Source organism: Rhizorhabdus wittichii (genome assembly GCF_017607425.1).
Lineage (GTDB): Bacteria > Pseudomonadota > Alphaproteobacteria > Sphingomonadales > Sphingomonadaceae > Rhizorhabdus > Rhizorhabdus wittichii.
The window spans coordinates 3,236,644-3,253,844 of sequence record NZ_CP059319.1 but is presented as its reverse complement, the minus strand read 5'-3'; the positions used below and the strand labels follow the sequence as shown (position 1 = coordinate 3,253,844).

Here is a 17,201-nt window from a genome sequence, read left to right as displayed (position 1 = left end):
CCCCGAAAGACGGCCCTCTGTGGCGGCGCTACCCGCCCGATCATGACGACCTCCATCGGCCTATCTGGTGGCGGGGGCGGGATTCGAACCCGCGACCTTCGCGTTATGAGCGCGACGAGCTACCGGACTGCTCTACCCCACGTCGACGGGAGGAACCTGCCGGGCCCGGCATGCATCCGTTACCGCCGTCACAATAAGACGGCCGAGGTTTCCCCCGGCCGCCCGTTCAACAGGAGAGGTGCCTGAAAGGCGGACTCGTAATCACTCGAAACGCTGTTACGAGTTACCGCCGTCACAGGGCGGGAGGGGATTCGCGATGGGCAAGTTCGTGTTGCGCAAGCGCTTCGATTTTCCAGATGCTGCGGCAGAGACCGCCGCCTGGCTGAGAAGCCCGGACTTTCATCTCCGCGAGGTCGCGACCGTCGAGGTATCAGAGCGCGATGACGGTTGGTGGATCTATCTACGACTTGAAGGGCCATTCGTGAACGAGGCGACGATCGCAGATGCTGCGGATGCGCTGCCCGGCTTCGAGCGCGTCGACTAGATCAGCGCATCGATATTGTAGCTCGCGCCCAGCGCAAGCTCGTTGAGCGCATCGGCGAACGCATCGACCTGGTCGTCATGCACAGCGTTGGGAAAGGCGCAAATCTCATCGAGAAACGCCTCGTTCCAATCCGCGCGCAGCAGCTTGACGTTGCCGGCCTCGGCCTGGGCTGATGCCGGCTTGGCACGCGTGGCCTTGTCGCCGGTGGCGGGCTTCGAGACGACCGGAAAGCCCGCGAGAAGCCGCGTCTTGGTCTGAACGTCGGCCTTGCCGGCGGCCCCCGGGTCCTGGGTTAGGCGGACCGTGCAGCGCGCTCCATCCTGGGTCGCGGTGTTCTTGAGCACCCGCTCGACGCCGGCGGGCGTCCACTGGCCGCGCACGACGTGGTCGATATAGAACACCCCGTCGATACGGCACATGCGCAGCCCAACGGTCCAGTCCGGCGACGTTCCCGGCTTCGGGATCGACGCCGCGAAATCCCAGGCGCGGACCAACCGGTGTTTTCCCGCCGGCAGCGCATCGACGATCTCGAAATCCTCGCGCTGGAACATGCCCCCGGATCGCGGCGTCGGTCGCTGCTGGAACTGCCCCGCCACTGCGTAGGAGCCCATCGGTATCTTGTCGCGCTCCACGACCTCGCGCGGGAAGCGCTCCGGGAATAGCAGTTCGCCGGCATAGGTGCGCGGATCCTCGAAGCCGATCGACGTGATGCATTTGCGCTCGGGCTCGAACTCCATCGGGAGCATGAGGTGCTCGTACCCGAGCTTGAGCGACAGGATGACGCCCGAGACGTCGCGCTCGTGAAGCCGCTGCATGATGACGACGATCGCCGAGCGGATCGGGTCGTTGAGCCGGGTCGGCACCGATTCGCGGAACGTCTTGATCGTGGCATTGCGCTCGGCATCGCTGTCGGCACCGTCGACGCTATGCGGATCGTCGATGATCACGCGATCGCCGCGGCCGCCGGTGAGGCGCGAGAACGGCTTGCCCTGGCGGAAGCCGGTCGCCGCGTTGGTGAAGGCCATCTCGCCCGATCGGACCAACGGCGTAGGCCAGAGCGACTGGAACCATTCGGAGGTGATCAGGTCGCGCATTCGCCCGTTGTCGCGTTTGGCATAGTCCTCGGAATAGCTCGATCCGATGATGCGCGTCGCAGGGCGGCCGCACGGTCCCCACTCCCAGGCCGGCCAGAAGACACCGGCGAGGAGCGATTTCATCGTGCCGGGCGGGACATTGATCAGCAGCCGGTTGATCTGGCCGCGCGTGATCGCTTCGAGGTGCTCGCAGATGACGTCGATGTGCCAGCCATGGACATAGGGATTGACCGGCTCGAGCACCGACCATGCCTCGCGGACGAAGCCGGAGAGGGTGCGGCAGCGGTCCCGGATCAGGTCGACGTCACGAGCGATCCGCTCCCGTTCCCGATCAGCCGCCCGTCGCGCCTTCTCCGCTCTGATCTCTTCCAGGCTGGGCAATGCGAGAGCGGATGTGCTCAAGTTGGTCAAGCTCCTCGTCGGAAAGACCGCTCAGGTCGAATCGGATGGGAATCGCGCCGCCGGTTGGACCGCCATGACGCTCGACGATGAGGCCGAGCACCTTGGCCTTGCCCATCGTCGCGGATACGGCGGCGGCGCCCTGTCTGTGCTCGCGAGCGAAATCGCGATCCTCGTCGAGTTGACGGGCAATGTCGGCCGCGGTGGTAGTGGCCTTTTCGGCGGTCCGCTGCTGCAGTTCAGCAATGCGAGCCCGAACCCTTTCATTTCCATTCAACCGGGCCGCATTGCCACTGTTCGCTTTGAAGCCCGCCATGACATAGGACTTATCGACCGATTTGCCCTTGGCGCGTTCCTGGGCAAACTTCTCCCATCGGGCGTTATTGAGCGGGCCGCTCACCGCCCCTTCCTCCGCCCCGACTTGCTCTCAACCGTCACAATTACCCCGTCCCGCACGACAGCCTTGTGCCCCGTTTTCATGATGACCTTGCCACCGCCCATATCGTCGGCGAGCACCATTGCCGGCGACAGGATCTCCGCGTCGAGCTTCTCGATGTCGACGCCCTTGACCCGTTCGAGATAGCGGACCCGGGCATGATCGCTGACCCGCATCGGCCGGCTCGGGCAGGGCGGGGTGAACCCGTGCATGTCTTCCTCCAACACAAGGTTCATCTGGGCCCGGGGCGGGATGTTGCCCCAATCGAAGACACGGATCGGGCGCAGGCGGCGGCCGGTGACATAATCGGACCGGCGCGAGCCACGGAGCTCCTGCCGGCGGATGCGCTCGCCGTGCTCGGCCAGCCAGTTGGTGCGGGCGGCCTTCAGGTGGATGCGGCCCATCGCCTCGTCCTCGGCGATCTGCTCGATGATCCAGCGGCGGATGCACCGCCAGTTGGTGCGGAAATGCTCGTCCAGACCCTCCCACCCCATGCGGACATAGACCTCGCGGAAGTCGGCCGGCCGGGGGCGATACGGGCGCAGCAGGCCGGTGTCCGGCGTGCGCTTGCGCCGGATGGTCGTTTTTCGGGACGTGGTCGACTGCGCCGCCATGGTGATCCTATTCCGCCGCGGCCTGATGCTGACCATCGACGGGGAGCCGCATAGCTTCCGGCAAGTGCTCCTCCGGCACCCCCATCGCGAGGTAATCCTCCCGCGTCGGCGCCCGGGCCGGACCACGATTGGCGCGAGCCTCTCGCTCCGCCTTGGCATCGACGATGGACGCGAACCCGTTCTCTCGAAGGATATCCGCCACCTGTTCCGGCGTCGGGCGCTTGACCTCGACGGGGTCGGTTCGGGTGTAGGTCACCACCGCGCGGAGCCGGGCGAGAGCGCGCTTGCGCTTCGCGACCATAGGCTCGGCGATCTTCCTGATCGCGCCGACGCTCGGCATGTAGCCGCGCTCGCTGGCCTTGATCGCCTCGTCGATCGCATCGGCCGCGATGTCGCCCGGAAGGTCGGACAGTAGCCGGATCGTCTCATGCAACCATGCCGCCGATACCCTCGGGTCGCGGCTGTGGCCCATGGCCGTCCACATGATTGTCAGCCGGTCCTCGAGCCACTTGCCGTCGACCGGAAGCAGCGCGTTCTCCAGCCTGGCGATGCAAATGGGCACATGCGCAAGCTGGCCATCGCGGCGAAGTTCGCGAATGCCTTGCGCGACATCCCACGCCTCACCAGGCGCCGAGTTATCGGTCAATGCCGAGATTACGGCGCGCGGCAAGGATGGCTTCTGCGGGACTGGCGCAGAGGCCTCCTCCTCCTCCTGCCCCTGCTCGACCAGCGCGGTTCCGGGCTTGTGGCTCATGTCCATGGTCGTGCGCCTCCTTGCGCGCTCGGGCTTGGCGGATACTCGGATCGAAAAACTTGAGGCTGTGGATCGTCGTGGTCGCCGAGGCGACGGCATCGCGGATTGCGGGGATGATCTCGGTGTCGGGATCGAAACCGTCGCTCAGCCATTCGCGGGCCTGGTCGACGTGCCGGTTGATGGCGTTCGGCTCCAGGTGGCGAACTCCGCCGATGCGGCAGAGCTCGGCGGCGAGGGTTATCGGGTCATGGGAAGGGGGATCGTCGCCGAGCGCTGGCGCGCGCGCGTCAACGTCATCATCAATATTAGAATCTGTCCCTGTCCCTGTCCCTGTCCCTGTCTTAGCCGTGACCTGTTCCGTGACAGGCGTGACAGGTGTCACGTCCTTGGTTGTGACATGTTGGGTGACCAAGGCGCGCAGGTCACTCGTCTTGATGTTCCATTCCGCCGTGACGCCTGCCGCGCGAAGCTGGTCGAACATTTCCCGGCGCGCCTCTCGCTCGCGCTGCTTACGCTCTGATTCTCCTGACTTTTTCTCTCGATACTCCTGACGCGCCGGCAGCGCTTCAATCGCCTTCTCGGCGACGACAGGATGGTAGAGCCGACCGTCGCTGCACTTTACGAACCCGCGCAATGCGCCGGTCCTGATCTTCTTCCAGCGCGCGCCAGCACCGGAGAGATGCGCGAGGATTCGGTCATCATCAGGCAGGCTTGCAGCCGGAACTTGCACCCAGGACTTGCACCAGAGCACGACGGCCGCCTTGAATTCCTCGCCAGTCGAAAGCGCGGCGAGATCGGAATCGACCAGCCGGATCACGTCGAGCGGCATGAATGGCAGTCCGCGCAGGTCGCAATCGGGCGGCGTGAGGGGGGCGGGAGCGCTCATAGACGGCCTTCTCGAATGGTCCGGCCGCCGAACAGCAATTGGTCGCGCCAGGGTGGCGTCAATCCAAGCTGATCGCAGGCGTAGGAAAGCCCGCCGATGGCCTCGGCTTCGTCGTGCGTCGCGGGCTTGAAACCGAGCTGTCGGCATCGCTGCATCGACATCAGCTTGAGCTCGGCCGTCTTGGTTGCCCGCGGCATCGAGCCGATGAAGAAGCGGCGCCAGACGGTCATGTTGACCGACTTGATCACGCGACACCCCATCGCCTCGCCCCAGCTCGCGGCATGCGCGGCGAGGCCGTTGAGCACGCGGAGGGTGTCGATGTTGGTGTGGCCGCTCAGTACGCGCGCGTCGAGCGGCTCTTCCCAGAAAATGGCCTCGATCCGCCCAAGCGCATGCAGGTCGGACAGGTTCTGGTGCAGCTTGCAATAGACCAGGCCGTCCGAGGTGAACTCGGAACCGAGCACCCACGCGCCGGAAACCGGGCGAGGGTCACCAGGTCCCCAGCACGCGAACCCTGCGGAACGCTTGGACAGATCGAGGAAGATGGTCCGCATGGCGCTATTCGGCCGCCTCGGACACCATGGGACCGGGTAGCGGGCCGGCGGAGTCGACGATCTGCAACCCGTCGGCATCCTCGCCGAAGCTGTCGATGATCTCCTGCGCGCGGGTGCGGGTGAAGCGGCCGCAATCCGCGAACGCCGCCCAATCCTTGCCGGTGGGGTCGATGTAGAGGTTGGCGTCGGGGTCGAAGACGACCCATGCCTCGACATCGTCGGCGCTGGCGGTCGGGGCATCGCCCCCGCCGGCGAGATCGGAGTCGTCGCGCGGCACGGTCGCGAGCTGCGGCGGCCGACGCTCGCCGATCGGGATCACCTCGCCGCCGGCATCGCCGTTGCCCTGCGCGGCATCGACGAGATCGCTCGGCATGAAGATCTTCAGCTCCTTGAGCAGGCCGCGGAAGCAGCGCAGGTAATCGTCGCGCTTGCTCTCCTCCATGGCGTCGAGCCGGAAGGCGAGGCGCGCCGCCTGCGGCTGGATATGGGCCTGCTTCTTGATCGCCTTGTAGGCGGTCGACATCTCCTGCGCGGCCTCGCCGACCGTGCCCTGGGCCGGCCGGATATCCTCGCGGTAGATTTTCACCGCCATCTCGAAATCCGGCTTCGGGACTTCGCCGTTGACCGTTCCGGTCTGCTTCTTACGTCGTGCCATTGCTGGCTCCTCTGAGGTGGTGCTGGCGGGCCCGGCCAGCGCGGGTGTGGGGTGGTGCCCGCCGGTCGCAGCTATCTGCTCCCCGTCCTTGTCGACCGGGACTGCGCCGGCGGGCGTTTGGTAAATGAGCTCGAATGACTCTGGTGGCGGCGGTTCGCGCGCGTCGTCTTTGTCGATGAGCTCAGCCTCGCCGACCGAGATAGCCGCCATACGAGCGGCGGTCCCGATGTCGTGACCGTCCCGGCGCGCACGGCGGTAGATGCGAAGTTGCTGCGAGCCGCCGGTCACTCTGCCGCCTCCATCGCATCGAGCAGTCCGCCCCGGTCGCCGTCCAGCCGGCGGCGGGCGATGGCGGCATATTCGGGGTTAAGCTCGATCAGCACCGCGTGACGCTGCATGCGGTCGGCGACCAGGCCGATGGTGCCAGCGCCGCCGAACGGGTCGAGCACCGTCCCGCCGACCGGGCACCCAGCCGCGAGGCACGGCGCGACGAGCGCGGGCGGGAAGGTGGCGAAGTGCGCCTCGGAGAAGGCCGCCGTGGCGATCTCCCACACCTCGGGCGGGACGATCGGCGACAGGTCGGGCTCGTAGTTGCGAAGGAGGCGGTGACCGTCGTCTGGGGCGTCGGCCGCTGCCGGCCGGCCCTTTTCCCTACCGGCACGATGCACGGAGCCATGTCCGCCCGCGCCGGTATCCCATCCATCCGGCATCTTGTAACGGCGCTGGTTTCCGACCGTGCTGCGGACGCGGATGCCGTTACCCAACGACCCCGGATAGCCGTTGCTGTCTTCATCCTGCGCGCGAGGCATGCGCACCGCCGCGGCGTCGTAATAGCTCTTCGCCGACTTGGTCAGCAGGAAGATCTTTTCGTGCGCGGTCGACGGGCGATAGCGGCCCGAGCTGTCGGGCATGGGGTTGGGCTTGCCCCAGACGATCTCGGAGCGGACCCACCAGCCGGCATCCTGCAGCGCGATCGCGAGCCGGTTCGGGATCATGCACAGGTCTTTCGGCTTCAGCAGACCGCCAGCGACGATGCGCCCGCCGGCATCTTCCCGACGTTCGGCGTGGAGCCCGCCCGTCGTGCGCTTCCGGTAGTCCGGATCGTAGATCGCGCCAGCCGACGCATTGCCCCCACCGCGCCGCCCGACGCCCTCGGGAAACGGATTGCCGGGCTCCGGCGGGTAGATCGGCCCGACCGTGCTGAACGGCTTGTCCCGGAACGTCCGGTCATCATTGCCGGCGGCCTTCGTATCCGCCGCGCTGCGCCCGTTCGGCTTGGTGGCGTAGCAGTCGCCATAGTTGAGCCACAGCGTGCCCTCGGGCTTGAGGACGCGGCGGACCTCGTCGAACACGCGCACCATGACGTCGAGATGCTCGCCCAGCGTCGGCTCGAGCCCGATCTGGCCGTCGACGCCATAATCGCGGAGCCCCCAATAGGGCGGGGAGGTCACGCAACAGTCGATCGAATCGGCGGCCAGCTTGGCGAGTTCGGCGAACACATCGCCGATGTGGATGGTGACGGTCATCAGTACGCCTGCGCTTTCCGGCGGCGCTCTTTGGCCTCCATCTCTCGCGTGATGCGCTCGACGATGCGGCGACCTTCTGCCTCGGGTGATGCGCGGCGCTCGATATCGATTATGCCGTTGATGACCTCGATGCGCTCGGCTTTTGTCAAACCCTTGGTGCGGCTCAATTTGCGATATTCATCCCGTAGATGTTCGGGGATATGCGAAAGCTTCGTGGCGCTGATCCGGGGGCCGGCCTTTCGCCGCGATTCCGTCGTGTGACCGCTGAGCAGGTTCGGCGCTCCATAACGCCGCCCGACTTCGCGCTTGCGGGCCAACCATTCCGGGTCTTTCGCGGCACGTTTGATCGCGTGCCTGACTTTCTCGGTATGCTCGGCCTTGAACGCTGCATCCTGATAGCGCTCGCGCATGGCGGCGCTGCATTTCGCCCGATGGTCTGGCGAGGCATTCACGGCGATCGCATTGCACCGGCGGCAGTGGCTAGTGGGCTTGGCGGCCGTGCAGGCGTCGCGATTAAGGCAGTGCGGGCGAAGGGTGTCCGGCGTCATAGCGGACACCTCTGATATACACGAATTTGGCTCTCGCCAGCCCAACCGATGAGAATTTCTTCGGCCATGCGGCGCTGTCGAAGCGGGGTGCGGACGATCATGCCGGGAGCCCCAGCTCGGGCCGGAGCGCGCGGGCCGCCGCCGCGGCGCGAGACCGGCGGGTCGACCAGGCGGCTTGATGCGCCTCGGCCGCGCGCTGGCGGATGTCGCGGACAGCGCCGTCGGTGATGCTGTAGGAGCCGTCGCGTTCGCGGCGCGAGGTCGGCATATGCCCGACCAACGCGCCGTTGAGATGGCGATCGATATGGTGGGTCACTGCGACCCACCCTGAATGCAAGGTGACGCGGCCGAGCAGTAGACCGTGGAGGGCATCTTGCCGTCCCACTTCTGAACCCACTGGTAAGCTACGATCTTCGGGTTGTTCGCGATTGCTTCCGCGCGTGTCTTGATCGCCTTGGCTTCGGCTTCTGCCCGGATTGTAGTCGCCTTCGCATCAGCCTCCGCCTTGGCGACCCGGGCCCGACCTTCCGCCTCCATCGTGGCGACCGTCGCCTGCGCCGCGATCGCTGCCTGCTCGTTCTGTGCGCGGGCATTGATGCGGTCGAGGATGCTATCCGGGATGCGAACCGGACCAGCCCAGTCGAGTTGGTCGACATGCAGGCCCAGCGGCTCGAAATAGGCGCGCACATTTTTAAGGGCGGCGTTGATCAGAACCGTCTTTTTCGGCCCGTACACGTCCTCGACCGTCATCGTTGAGGCTGCGGCAACGATCGCCGAGCGGACCTTGTTGCGCAGCGGTCCAGCGACGATCCCGTCCATGTCGACGCGATAGGTCTGGAACAACTTCGGCGCCTTCTGCGGGTCGACCCGGTAGGCGACGGTCACATCAGCCGTGACGACCAGGCCGTTCTTGTCCTGGAAGGACAGTTCTTCGTTCGCATCCTCGCGACGCGACCACACATAGGAGTTGGTGAAGATCGGATATTCGTAGATCGTCGTGCCGATCATCGTCCAATAAGTGCCGACGCCGAGTGCGGCATTCTCCACACCTGCGTCCGAACCATATTGATTGACCTTGACGCCGACATGGCCCGGCTCAACGCGCGTGCAGGCGGCTACCGAAAGCATTGAGACGGCGGCCACGATCATGATACGCTTATTCATCGGATGATCCTTCCGTGAGGCCAAGCAGTTCACCAGCTTTCAGCAGGGCGGTGGCTGCTAGGCCGATTGCGAATAGGGCTGTGATCCCGGCGCCGATGAGCCCAGCATCGGTCTGTGTGTTGACGAGCGCGGGAATGGCGAAGCGGAACAGCGCGAAGACGATTCCACAGATGAGGATCGCGCTGAGCAGCGCGGTGACTTTGTCGGCCGAAGTCATGCTCCGCCTACCTTTCCTGCGCGATCGGCCAGGTGCCGCCCGGCCTGGGCGACGTTCGGCTTCTCGGTGTGGTCGATACGAGTGCCGCTCGGGCTGGCCGGATGGCGGGCGCGGGCCCATTCCAGCGCGTATTCGAGCGCGGCAATGGCGGCGTCGTCGACGTCGGTCTCGTCTGGCTCGGCATCGCTGATGGAGCGCTTCGCCGCCTCGAACGGCAGCGACAGCAACTCATTCGGGAAATCCTCGATCGCCGCCAGCTTCACGAAGCCGTCGAGCGGCATCATTGACGTGCCCGCGATCCATCCGCCGAGGGTGGAGGTCGAGATGCCGGTTTCGAGATGGAGCACCTTGGCCGTGAAGCCGCGCTTCTTCGCCAGCTCGAACATGCGGACCTGGGCGATGCTCACCAGAGCCGAGATTTCGGCATCGCGAGACGGGATTTCGTTGCGGCGCGCCATTATGCAGCGCTCCCATGAAGCCGGCCCATCTCGATCGCATAGGCGCGCCAGTCGTCGACCGGGCGCGCCACGATCATGTCGGGCTGGAAGTCGTACACAGGCACGAAGCGCAGCGGTTCAGCCATCACGAAGGCGTCACCGCCGTCGTCGATCAATTCCTGCCGGTGCGGGCCGTGCATGATCTCGGTGAGCGAGGTGGGGGCGGGCATCTATTCGCCCTTCACTCGATGAAGAGCTTCTTCGATCGTGTCGCAGATCGCGGCCGCGGCCAGAAGTACACAGCCGGCTGTAATGAAGCCCATCGCCATCTCGACGAACCCGACTATGCCAAGCACAATCACTCGGAACATCTATTCCGCCTCCTGACGAATGCGCTGCATCTCGATCAGCTCGGCATCCGAGAGGCCGGCCGGATCGTCGGTCGGCAGCGTCTCGGCGCGGGTCAGCAGCCAGTAGAAGAACAGGCCCAGGCCGACGGCGTAGAGCGCGACGGCGAGGACGAACCAGGCGAGCGGGCTCATCGGCTGGAACCTCCCCGGCGCCCGAGATTGCTCCCGAGCGCCGGTTCGGTCATCGTGCGGTTGTCGAGACCAGCACGAGGAGCGGATGCATGGAACCGATTGTTGGTAAGACGTACGAGGGTGGGACCGTCGAAATTGACGGTAAGTCCTTTGTCAGCGTCGTATTCAAAGGAACAACCATCGACTTTGCAGGACTGGCCGCGCCGCATTTCCACGGCTGCTCCTTTCACGATGTGCGGTGGAAGTTCAGCGGCGCCGCGCAGCTTACCGTCGAACTGCTGCAAGCCTTTCAGGAGGCCGGGAATCAGGCGCTCATCGACGCTCTGTTTCCGCCGCCAAAGAAGCGCAGGCTCCCGACCCGGAGGTAGTGGCGGGCGCATCTCAGCGCGTCTCCCAGATTGCGACGCTGCGCAGCGATGCGCCGCGTCCGCTATCCAAGATGAGCACGCTCCCCGGCCCGCGGACTTTCCCGCAGGGTTGGGCCAGCGGCGGGCTATTGGTCGTCATTGCGGCCAGACCGTTCTCGGGGTCGAGCCGGCGCAGATCGCGCTTGAGCAGCGCGTAGGCGTTCGGGTCGGGGGCGCTCATGCCGCGGCGCCTTCCGGTGCTTCGGACGGATATATGTCAGGGCGCAACTGGTGTCGGTCGACGCCCAATGCAGCGGCCTCCACCTTCAGGACATACTGCGGTGGGAGGGCGGCGCCCTTTTTGAGCAACTGCCAGATATTCCCTTGGGTACATCCGCAGATCTTGGCGAAGTTGGTCTGCCCGCCAGCCGCCTCAACGGCTTTGGCGAAGGCGGCGTGGGGGGTCATGAGCTTAGCCATGACGACGCTTTGTAATAGCAATCTATTGTGCTCGCAATAGACAACTTCAATAGCGGCCTATTCCGCAGTCGCTATGATCGCGCCATGGCGGAAAGCATTCAGGTTCAGCGGCTGAAAGAGGCCATGGCTGCGGCCGGTTTCGACCAGGCGCGCCTAGCCAAGGAGGCGGGCTGCACCCAGGGCGCCATCAGCCAGATACTTCTGGGGAAAACGCAGCGATCGCGATACCTGGCAGACATTGCGAGTGCGCTCGGTGTTTCCGTGCAATGGCTCCGGGGCGATAGCGATTATGTGGGCGGCCCGACGCCGAGTGCCTCACCGGCGCGCGACGGCCAGTCTATTGCGCTGCGCCATGTCGACCTGAGCTACTCGATGGGTCCGGGGACCAATATCGATGATTATGCCGACGAGAGCTCCTTTGAGTTCGATGCGGCGCTGTTGAATCGTATAACCCGCTCGCCGGCGGACCGGCTCTTTGTAGCCAGCGGGGGAGGGGACAGCATGTTCCCCACGATCATCGACAATGACCTGGTCGTGATCGATACCGCGCAGCGCATCTTGAACATGCAGGACCGCATCTGGGCTATCAGCCTCTACGGAGCAGGGGCAATCAAGCGGCTCCGCACAGTCGGACCGGGCAGGATATTGGTCATTTCGGATAATAAAGACGTCGACAACCAGGAAGTGTCGGCGGAAGACATATATTTGCTAGGGCGGGTCATCTGGCTGGGGAGGCGGATGTGATTAAAGGGGTGGTGGGTGCGATCCTTCTTGCGGCGGCCGTGTCAGCCAACGGGCAGACTACCGTCGACGCAGTAAATCAAGTGGGCCCTGAAGCCGTGGCGACGGCCGATGCTGCGCCAGCCAACGGAAAGATTATCATCTATCGGCCCTCGTCGATCATGGGCATGGGGATTGCCTGCCCCGTGCGGTTCAAGGGCCACGAACTGGTGGAGCTCGGCCGCGGCAAATTTGCGGAGTGGGAAGTCCCCGCCGGCCGCTATATCCTGAACAATAAGACGAGCAGCGTGGAAGTTACCGTCGATGCCGGTGGATCGAGCTATGTTCGCTGCACGATCAAGCCGGGCTTTATGACGGGTCGCGCCGATCTCCAAATTGTCGATCAGGAGAGCTTTGCAGAGCACCAAGCCGACTTCGAGCGCAAGGAGATCGCGGTTCCGTCAGGATCGTAAATTTGCCGCGTCAACTGTCTCTGCTCGTTAAAGGGGCGGACTATCCTAATCGCAAACCGCGGTCTCGCGGCCAAATTCCTCGCAGGTTCGAGATCGCGACTTGCGTCCCGGGCGAGCCGCTTCAACTCGTTCTAGAGCCTGACAACCCGGCCGATCCCAACGCCATCATGATCGTCACTCAGCGCGGCATCCAGATCGGATACGTTGCGGCCGAACGCGCCCCGTTCATTGGTAAGCACATGCGCGAAGGGGCCGCCGTTCTGGCAGTGTTTCAAGAAGCAACGCAGCGAGGAGCGATCATCCGCGTTTCGCTTGATGGCAGCGTCCCCGAGCTCCCGGAGCGGCGCGAATCGCTGAACCCGCAACCGACGGATTACGACCACTATTTCAGCGACCCAATCTGGCCGGACGACTGAGCGTAATAGCAATCTATTTTTTCTGTTGACGCGGAATAATAGATAGCTATTTTCATCCTCACCGCTGATCGAGACATCCCCAGCTCGTCAGCGTCCCCAGGCGCCGCGCTCAAGCCCCCCCGAGCGCGGCGCCGCATCGAGGATGGCTCATGAACGCGCAGACGAAGATCGTCGCCGCAGATGGCTGGACCGCCCACGACGGCGGCGATTGCCCGCTGCCCTATGAGACGCTGATCCAGGTCCGCTTTCGCAACGGCATCGAGGATCGCAAGGCGCACTTCGCCGGCTTCTGGGCCACTGGCCTGCGCGACGCGTGGCGGCATCAGGGCCCGCGGGACTGGCATATCGTGGCTTATCGGTTCGTGCCGGTTGCTCCGGTCGTCAACCTGCCGGCGCGCCATGATCGGATTGCGGCCGAGCGGGCCGCGCTGCGGAGCGTGGCGGCATGAGCTGGGAAAAGTACGGCTCGCCCTACGATCCGAACTACCGCGGGAAAATGCAGCGCCCGAAGGAGAATGGCGCGCGCGAACACCGCAAGAGCCAAAGCCGCATGTGCTGGTGCGGCGATCCGAATTGCAGCGTCGGCCTCGAAGGCGCGGCCCCTGGAGGAGGATCGTCAATGTCGAGCAATTTCATCAGCCCGAGCGAATTCCAGCGTATGATGGAAGAGACCGTTCGCATCAGCATATCGACGGGCTTTCGGCCCGGCGCATCCGCATATACTGAGACGCGCTCTGGTCCGCCGTCTTCATATTCGGCAGCTCGAAACGCCGTTGAGAAATATCTCTCCAAGGCGCCGCAGCAGACATTCGACGACATCATCGGCAACGATGAGGCGCTTGGGCAATTGCGCGATGCCATCCAGGCTCCCGTAAAGCACAAGGCGCTCTACGAGGCCTACGGCATGAAGATGCCCAAGGGCGCACTTCTGTCGGGGCCTCCGGGCTGCGGCAAGACGATGTTCGCGCGCGCCGCTGCATCCGAGATGGAGCGCCTTTACGGCGGCGAGGTCGAGTTCATCTCGATCTCCGGCTCGGAATTGCAGTCGAAATTCATCGGCGAGACGGAAGAGCGGATCAAGGCGATCTTCACCTTCGCCCGTGAGTACAAGGCCTATCGCAAGCACCCGCTGCTCGTTTTCATGGACGAAGCGGAGGTTCTTCTCCCGGACCGGACGGGCCGTGTCCGCCGCGTCGCCCCTTGGGAGGAATCGCAGGTCGCGACATTCCTCGCGGAAATGGACGGCATGCACGAGAGCGGGGCGTTCGTCCTGCTGGCGACAAACCGTCCCGAGGTTATCGATCAGGCGGTACTTCGCGATGGCCGGTGCGATTTCAAGATCACCGTCAAGCGCCCGACGATGGAGGCGATAGAGGTCATCCTTCGCCGGAACTTCGACGGGATTCTGATCGGCGATGACGGCATCGCCCAGTTGGTCTTCGCGGCAGTCGAAACGCTCTCCGATCCTCACAAGATCATCGCCGAGGCGCATGCGATCGGCCTGGACGTCGAAGAGCTCAAGGTGAAGGATCTCGGGCACAAGCACTTCCTGCTCGAGCACATTGTCTCGGGCGCCATGGCAGCGTCGGTTCCCAATCGCGCCAAGCGCTATGCCTTTGCTCGCGACAAGGTGAGCGGCGTTGCCAAGGGCGTCACTGTGGCCGACGTGGTCGCGGCGGTGAACGACCTGTTCGAGGAGAACAAGGCGCTCGACCACTCCTTTGCGCTCGACGAGTTCAAGCGGGAGCTGATGGAGGAGGTGCGCACTCGCGCCAATGCGGAGAGCCGGTCGTGACGGTGTCCCACATCCTCTGCACTGGCGCCATGATCGCCGCAGGCATCATTGCGGTCATCGCGATCGTCATCAGCTTCCGCGAGAGCTGGCACGAGTTCCTCGACGCGCTCGGTCGGAGCGCAGGCGAATGAAGGGTTCGTGCATCAGATGCGGCGCGGCCACGCGGAAGCGCGCGTTCAAATATTGCTCTAGGGAATGCTTCGCGGCTTCTCTCCGTGTCGCTCCTGAGGACCGCTTCTGGTCTCACGTCGACCGGCGCGGCCCAGACGAGTGCTGGCTTTGGACAAGCTATATTGGCCCAGCCGGCTATGGGATGATCAGCGTAAACCGCCGCCCAATGGGTGCACATCGCCTCGCATATAAGATTGCGAACGGCGAAGATCCCGGTGACCTGTGCGTCTGTCACCGCTGCGATGTGCGGGCCTGCGTCAACCCAGCGCACCTTTTCCTTGGCACCATCGCGGAAAACAACGCCGATATGGATGCAAAAGGGCGGCGCCGGACCAAGTCCATGCCGGGCACGGCCAGCCCTAACGCGAAGCTCACTGAACAGGCGGTGATCGCGATGCGGTCGCAGTTTCGGCCGGGACGTCGTGGGGACGTGCCGAAAGCGTCCGCGCAATTCGGGATCTCGAAAACGCAGGTCGCCCGCATTCTCCGGAGAAAAACATGGGTGCATATATGATCTCGCGCCCGACGCTGATCTACAATCAGGCCGGCGATTTGCCCGAAGGCTTCACCGGGTTCGACCCAGATTTACCAAGGGCCGGCTTTTACCGCATGCGCCTGCGCAGCGGTGGCGTGTTCGTCGCGATCCGCATCTGGTTCGGCCAGCCCCGCGACCCGCTGACCGGCGACCTGATGGACCGGTCCCTCAGGTGGCAAGCCACTGCGAATGGACAGCCGATCGATCTCGACCGGGTCTGGCCGCAGTGCGCCGCCGACCCGATCGACGAGGCTGAGGCGCGCCACCTGATCAAGCTCCAACGCTGGGGCCGCGAGACCGGCCACGCCGCGCTCGCCGACCCGACGCGCAAGCTCAACCATTTGTCCACGCCGCTCCAATTCTAACCGGGAGATCGATATGACCCGCATAGCTGCCGCCGTCGCCAATGACCCCGCGGAAAACCCGCGCGCCGTCATCGGCTCCAACCGTCCCCCGATCGACGAGCAGGTCGTCATCGACCTGGCCGAGGCGCTCGTCGCCGAGGGCCTGACCAAGCGCATCGAGGACCTGCTCGCCAGCTTCGGCCGGGCGCCTGAAATCACGTCGCCCGAGATCGCCGGCCGCTACGCCGAGATCATCAAGCAGATGGTTGCGGCCCAGAAGGCGGTCGAGGCCGAGCGCGAGAAGCTGAACCGGCCACTGCTGACCGCGCAGCGCGCGTTGAAGGGCAGGGCGGACGCTGTCGTCGCTTCGCTGAAAGAGGCGGAGACCGTCGCCCGCGCCCGCCTCAAGAAGTTCGACGACCATATCGCTGAGCTCGAGCGTCAGCGCGAGGCGGAGGCCCAGCGCATCGCGGAGCAGGAGCGGCAGAGATTGCAGGCGATCGCCGATCAGGAGGCGCAGAAGGAGCGCGATCGCCTGCAAGCCATCGAGAACGAGCGCGCCGCCGCCGAGGCGCGCGAGGCTGCGGTCGTCGAGGTCCAGGCCGAGACTGTCGAGGTCGCGGTCGAGGTGACCACCAACGCCGGCCCGATCGCCCAGGGCGATTTCGGCGCCAAGGTCTCGCGCACCACGACGTGGAAGCACGAGATCATCAGCGTCCGCCAGTTGCCCGACAGCATCCTCAAGCACGCCAAGGTCGTCGAGGCGATCGACAAGGTGATCGCGGCGCAGGTCCGCAGCGGCACGCGCGAGATGAAGGGTGTCCGCATCTTCGCCGAGACCGGGATTGCGATCCGGTGATCCGCGATATCGAACAGGCCCACGCTGCGCTGGCCGATGCTATTTGGTGGCTCAAGGGCTTCGCCGCCGCCCGTCCGGCATCGATAGATGAAGGTGCGGGCGAGCACCGGCAGATGGAGGCTCGGCTCCAGGACGTGCGCAACTGGCTGCACTCGCTGACCACGGGCAGCTTCCGCCGGCTCGGCGATGAGAAGGCGATCGTCATGACCTACGCCGAGTTCGAGAGGTTCGTCGACGCCGCCCGTCCCGCTGCGACATGGGACGATCTCAAGCTCGCCAGCGACACCGCCAAAACCATTCTCGACGCTTACCGAGACGAGGCGACGCGGTCGCGCGGTCTCGAAATCCCTTTCTGAGGAGGCCCAGACCATGACCGTTTTTGTCGCCTGTAAGTTCCGTGCGTCGGACACCCGCACCTACACCTACGCATACGAAGGGGATGAGACCTTCGCCCCCGGCGATATCGTCAAGGTGCCCGACAACCGCTCCGATGGCTGGAAGCGCGTCGAGGTCGTGTCGGTGAGCGACCAGGCCCCGCCGTTTCCGTGCAAGCCGATCCTCGGCCGCGTCGAGGACGTGCCCGCCGAACCCGACGTGTTCCAGGCCAACGACACCCCCATCGATCGCGACGGCTTGGACCCCGTCGTCCAGTTCTGACCCCATCCTCCGGAGAACCCGACCAATGAACCAG

Annotated in this window: 31 protein-coding genes and 1 tRNA gene; 13 read left to right on the top strand and 19 right to left on the bottom strand. The window is 64.8% G+C overall.

Translation table 11 applies throughout. The annotated features are described in order from the left end of the window. Nucleotides 1-65: 65 nt before the first annotated feature. Nucleotides 66-142: transfer RNA gene (locus tag HRJ34_RS15535), tRNA-Met, on the bottom strand. A 174-nt stretch (nt 143-316) separates the two neighbouring features. Here HRJ34_RS15535 and HRJ34_RS15530 point away from each other — a divergent pair. Further along, entirely contained in the window at nt 317-544 is a 228-nt protein-coding gene (locus tag HRJ34_RS15530) for a hypothetical protein (protein WP_208631739.1), read from the top strand. On the opposite strand, the gene terL is transcribed toward HRJ34_RS15530, so the two are convergent. From terL to HRJ34_RS15450, 16 genes are all read right to left on the bottom strand, one after another. Next, nucleotides 541-2,040 carry a phage terminase large subunit gene (gene terL / locus HRJ34_RS15525; protein ID WP_208631738.1) on the bottom strand — a complete coding sequence of 500 codons (1,500 nt, stop codon included), beginning with the start codon at nt 2,038-2,040 and terminating at the stop codon, nt 541-543. The genes HRJ34_RS15530 and terL overlap by 4 nt on opposite strands. Continuing rightward, a complete protein-coding gene (locus tag HRJ34_RS15520) occupies nt 1,970-2,437 on the bottom strand; it encodes a terminase small subunit (RefSeq protein ID WP_208631737.1) in 468 nt (155 codons plus the stop codon). The genes terL and HRJ34_RS15520 overlap by 71 nt, the downstream gene beginning before the upstream one ends. Then, the gene (locus tag HRJ34_RS15515; protein ID WP_208631736.1) at nt 2,434-3,087 is read right to left on the bottom strand and encodes a hypothetical protein; all 654 of its coding nucleotides are present in this window, start codon (nt 3,085-3,087) and stop codon (nt 2,434-2,436) included. The genes HRJ34_RS15520 and HRJ34_RS15515 overlap by 4 nt, the downstream gene beginning before the upstream one ends. A gap of 7 nt (nt 3,088-3,094) precedes the next feature. Further along, the gene (locus HRJ34_RS15510; RefSeq protein WP_208631735.1) at nt 3,095-3,733 is read right to left on the bottom strand and encodes a hypothetical protein; all 639 of its coding nucleotides are present in this window, start codon (nt 3,731-3,733) and stop codon (nt 3,095-3,097) included. Next, nucleotides 3,723-4,727 carry a DUF1376 domain-containing protein gene (locus tag HRJ34_RS15505; protein ID WP_208631734.1) on the bottom strand — a complete coding sequence of 335 codons (1,005 nt, stop codon included), beginning with the start codon at nt 4,725-4,727 and terminating at the stop codon, nt 3,723-3,725. The genes HRJ34_RS15510 and HRJ34_RS15505 overlap by 11 nt, the downstream gene beginning before the upstream one ends. Next, nucleotides 4,724-5,281: a hypothetical protein gene (locus HRJ34_RS15500; RefSeq protein WP_208631733.1), complete on the bottom strand. Its 558-nt coding sequence runs from the start codon at nt 5,279-5,281 to the stop codon at nt 4,724-4,726. Before HRJ34_RS15500 ends, HRJ34_RS15505 begins: the two co-directional genes overlap by 4 nt. Before the next feature lie 4 nt (nt 5,282-5,285). Beyond that, nucleotides 5,286-6,224 (bottom strand): hypothetical protein, encoded by a 939-nt coding sequence (locus tag HRJ34_RS15495; RefSeq protein ID WP_208631732.1) that lies wholly within the window; start codon nt 6,222-6,224, stop codon nt 5,286-5,288. Continuing rightward, nucleotides 6,221-7,462 carry a DNA-methyltransferase gene (locus HRJ34_RS15490; protein WP_208631731.1) on the bottom strand — a complete coding sequence of 414 codons (1,242 nt, stop codon included), beginning with the start codon at nt 7,460-7,462 and terminating at the stop codon, nt 6,221-6,223. Before HRJ34_RS15490 ends, HRJ34_RS15495 begins: the two co-directional genes overlap by 4 nt. Further along, nucleotides 7,462-8,010: a hypothetical protein gene (locus HRJ34_RS15485; protein ID WP_157783548.1), complete on the bottom strand. Its 549-nt coding sequence runs from the start codon at nt 8,008-8,010 to the stop codon at nt 7,462-7,464. Before HRJ34_RS15485 ends, HRJ34_RS15490 begins: the two co-directional genes overlap by 1 nt. 97 nt (nt 8,011-8,107) lie before the next feature. Further along, the gene (locus tag HRJ34_RS15480; protein WP_208631730.1) at nt 8,108-8,326 is read right to left on the bottom strand and encodes a hypothetical protein; all 219 of its coding nucleotides are present in this window, start codon (nt 8,324-8,326) and stop codon (nt 8,108-8,110) included. After that, nucleotides 8,323-9,174, bottom strand: coding sequence for an SPFH domain-containing protein (locus HRJ34_RS15475; protein WP_226948803.1), 852 nt, complete (start codon nt 9,172-9,174; stop codon nt 8,323-8,325). Before HRJ34_RS15475 ends, HRJ34_RS15480 begins: the two co-directional genes overlap by 4 nt. Next, the gene (locus HRJ34_RS15470; protein ID WP_208631729.1) at nt 9,167-9,391 is read right to left on the bottom strand and encodes a hypothetical protein; all 225 of its coding nucleotides are present in this window, start codon (nt 9,389-9,391) and stop codon (nt 9,167-9,169) included. The genes HRJ34_RS15475 and HRJ34_RS15470 overlap by 8 nt, the downstream gene beginning before the upstream one ends. Then, a complete protein-coding gene (locus tag HRJ34_RS15465; RefSeq protein WP_208631728.1) occupies nt 9,388-9,849 on the bottom strand; it encodes a hypothetical protein in 462 nt (153 codons plus the stop codon). The genes HRJ34_RS15470 and HRJ34_RS15465 overlap by 4 nt, the downstream gene beginning before the upstream one ends. After that, the gene (locus tag HRJ34_RS15460; protein WP_208631727.1) at nt 9,849-10,058 is read right to left on the bottom strand and encodes a hypothetical protein; all 210 of its coding nucleotides are present in this window, start codon (nt 10,056-10,058) and stop codon (nt 9,849-9,851) included. Before HRJ34_RS15460 ends, HRJ34_RS15465 begins: the two co-directional genes overlap by 1 nt. Beyond that, a complete protein-coding gene (locus HRJ34_RS15455; RefSeq protein ID WP_016745771.1) occupies nt 10,059-10,199 on the bottom strand; it encodes a hypothetical protein in 141 nt (46 codons plus the stop codon). After that, on the bottom strand, nt 10,200-10,370 hold the full coding sequence (locus HRJ34_RS15450) for a hypothetical protein (protein ID WP_208631726.1): 171 nt from the start codon (nt 10,368-10,370) through the stop codon (nt 10,200-10,202). Between the two features lie 89 nt (nt 10,371-10,459). On the opposite strand from HRJ34_RS15450, the gene HRJ34_RS15445 reads away from it, so the two are divergent. Then, on the top strand, nt 10,460-10,738 hold the full coding sequence (locus tag HRJ34_RS15445; protein ID WP_208631725.1) for a hypothetical protein: 279 nt from the start codon (nt 10,460-10,462) through the stop codon (nt 10,736-10,738). A gap of 13 nt (nt 10,739-10,751) precedes the next feature. Here the strand turns inward: HRJ34_RS15445 and HRJ34_RS15440 are convergent, their stop codons facing one another. Both HRJ34_RS15440 and HRJ34_RS15435 read right to left on the bottom strand, forming a co-directional pair. Beyond that, on the bottom strand, nt 10,752-10,958 hold the full coding sequence (locus HRJ34_RS15440) for a hypothetical protein (RefSeq protein WP_208631724.1): 207 nt from the start codon (nt 10,956-10,958) through the stop codon (nt 10,752-10,754). Further along, complete coding sequence (locus HRJ34_RS15435) at nt 10,955-11,197, bottom strand: transcriptional regulator (protein ID WP_051743655.1); 243 nt, start codon at nt 11,195-11,197, stop codon at nt 10,955-10,957. The genes HRJ34_RS15440 and HRJ34_RS15435 overlap by 4 nt, the downstream gene beginning before the upstream one ends. A gap of 84 nt (nt 11,198-11,281) precedes the next feature. Here HRJ34_RS15435 and HRJ34_RS15430 point away from each other — a divergent pair, with 84 nt between their 5' ends. The 11 genes from HRJ34_RS15430 to HRJ34_RS15385 all read left to right on the top strand — a co-directional run bounded on the left by HRJ34_RS15430 (nt 11,282) and on the right by HRJ34_RS15385 (nt 17,167). Beyond that, nucleotides 11,282-11,941, top strand: coding sequence for an XRE family transcriptional regulator (locus HRJ34_RS15430; RefSeq protein WP_051743654.1), 660 nt, complete (start codon nt 11,282-11,284; stop codon nt 11,939-11,941). Further along, nucleotides 11,938-12,390, top strand: coding sequence for a DUF2846 domain-containing protein (locus tag HRJ34_RS15425; protein ID WP_030089761.1), 453 nt, complete (start codon nt 11,938-11,940; stop codon nt 12,388-12,390). Before HRJ34_RS15430 ends, HRJ34_RS15425 begins: the two co-directional genes overlap by 4 nt. Nucleotides 12,391-12,392: 2 nt before the next feature. Then, a complete protein-coding gene (locus HRJ34_RS15420) occupies nt 12,393-12,806 on the top strand; it encodes an HIRAN domain-containing protein (RefSeq protein WP_208631723.1) in 414 nt (137 codons plus the stop codon). Between the two features lie 149 nt (nt 12,807-12,955). Next, nucleotides 12,956-13,255 carry a hypothetical protein gene (locus HRJ34_RS15415; RefSeq protein ID WP_208631722.1) on the top strand — a complete coding sequence of 100 codons (300 nt, stop codon included), beginning with the start codon at nt 12,956-12,958 and terminating at the stop codon, nt 13,253-13,255. Then, nucleotides 13,252-14,601 (top strand): AAA family ATPase, encoded by a 1,350-nt coding sequence (locus tag HRJ34_RS15410; protein WP_208631721.1) that lies wholly within the window; start codon nt 13,252-13,254, stop codon nt 14,599-14,601. The genes HRJ34_RS15415 and HRJ34_RS15410 overlap by 4 nt, the downstream gene beginning before the upstream one ends. Then, nucleotides 14,598-14,732: a hypothetical protein gene (locus HRJ34_RS29480; protein WP_264319401.1), complete on the top strand. Its 135-nt coding sequence runs from the start codon at nt 14,598-14,600 to the stop codon at nt 14,730-14,732. Before HRJ34_RS15410 ends, HRJ34_RS29480 begins: the two co-directional genes overlap by 4 nt. A 182-nt stretch (nt 14,733-14,914) precedes the next feature. Then, entirely contained in the window at nt 14,915-15,286 is a 372-nt protein-coding gene (locus HRJ34_RS15405) for an HNH endonuclease signature motif containing protein (RefSeq protein ID WP_208631720.1), read from the top strand. Continuing rightward, nucleotides 15,283-15,672: a hypothetical protein gene (locus HRJ34_RS15400; RefSeq protein ID WP_208631719.1), complete on the top strand. Its 390-nt coding sequence runs from the start codon at nt 15,283-15,285 to the stop codon at nt 15,670-15,672. The genes HRJ34_RS15405 and HRJ34_RS15400 overlap by 4 nt, the downstream gene beginning before the upstream one ends. A gap of 13 nt (nt 15,673-15,685) precedes the next feature. Beyond that, on the top strand, nt 15,686-16,510 hold the full coding sequence (locus tag HRJ34_RS15395) for a hypothetical protein (protein ID WP_208631718.1): 825 nt from the start codon (nt 15,686-15,688) through the stop codon (nt 16,508-16,510). Beyond that, nucleotides 16,507-16,866, top strand: a complete 360-nt coding sequence (locus HRJ34_RS15390; protein WP_208631717.1) for a hypothetical protein — start codon at nt 16,507-16,509, stop codon at nt 16,864-16,866. Before HRJ34_RS15395 ends, HRJ34_RS15390 begins: the two co-directional genes overlap by 4 nt. 13 nt (nt 16,867-16,879) lie before the next feature. Further along, a complete protein-coding gene (locus HRJ34_RS15385; RefSeq protein WP_208631716.1) occupies nt 16,880-17,167 on the top strand; it encodes a hypothetical protein in 288 nt (95 codons plus the stop codon). Nucleotides 17,168-17,201: the final 34 nt, after the last annotated feature.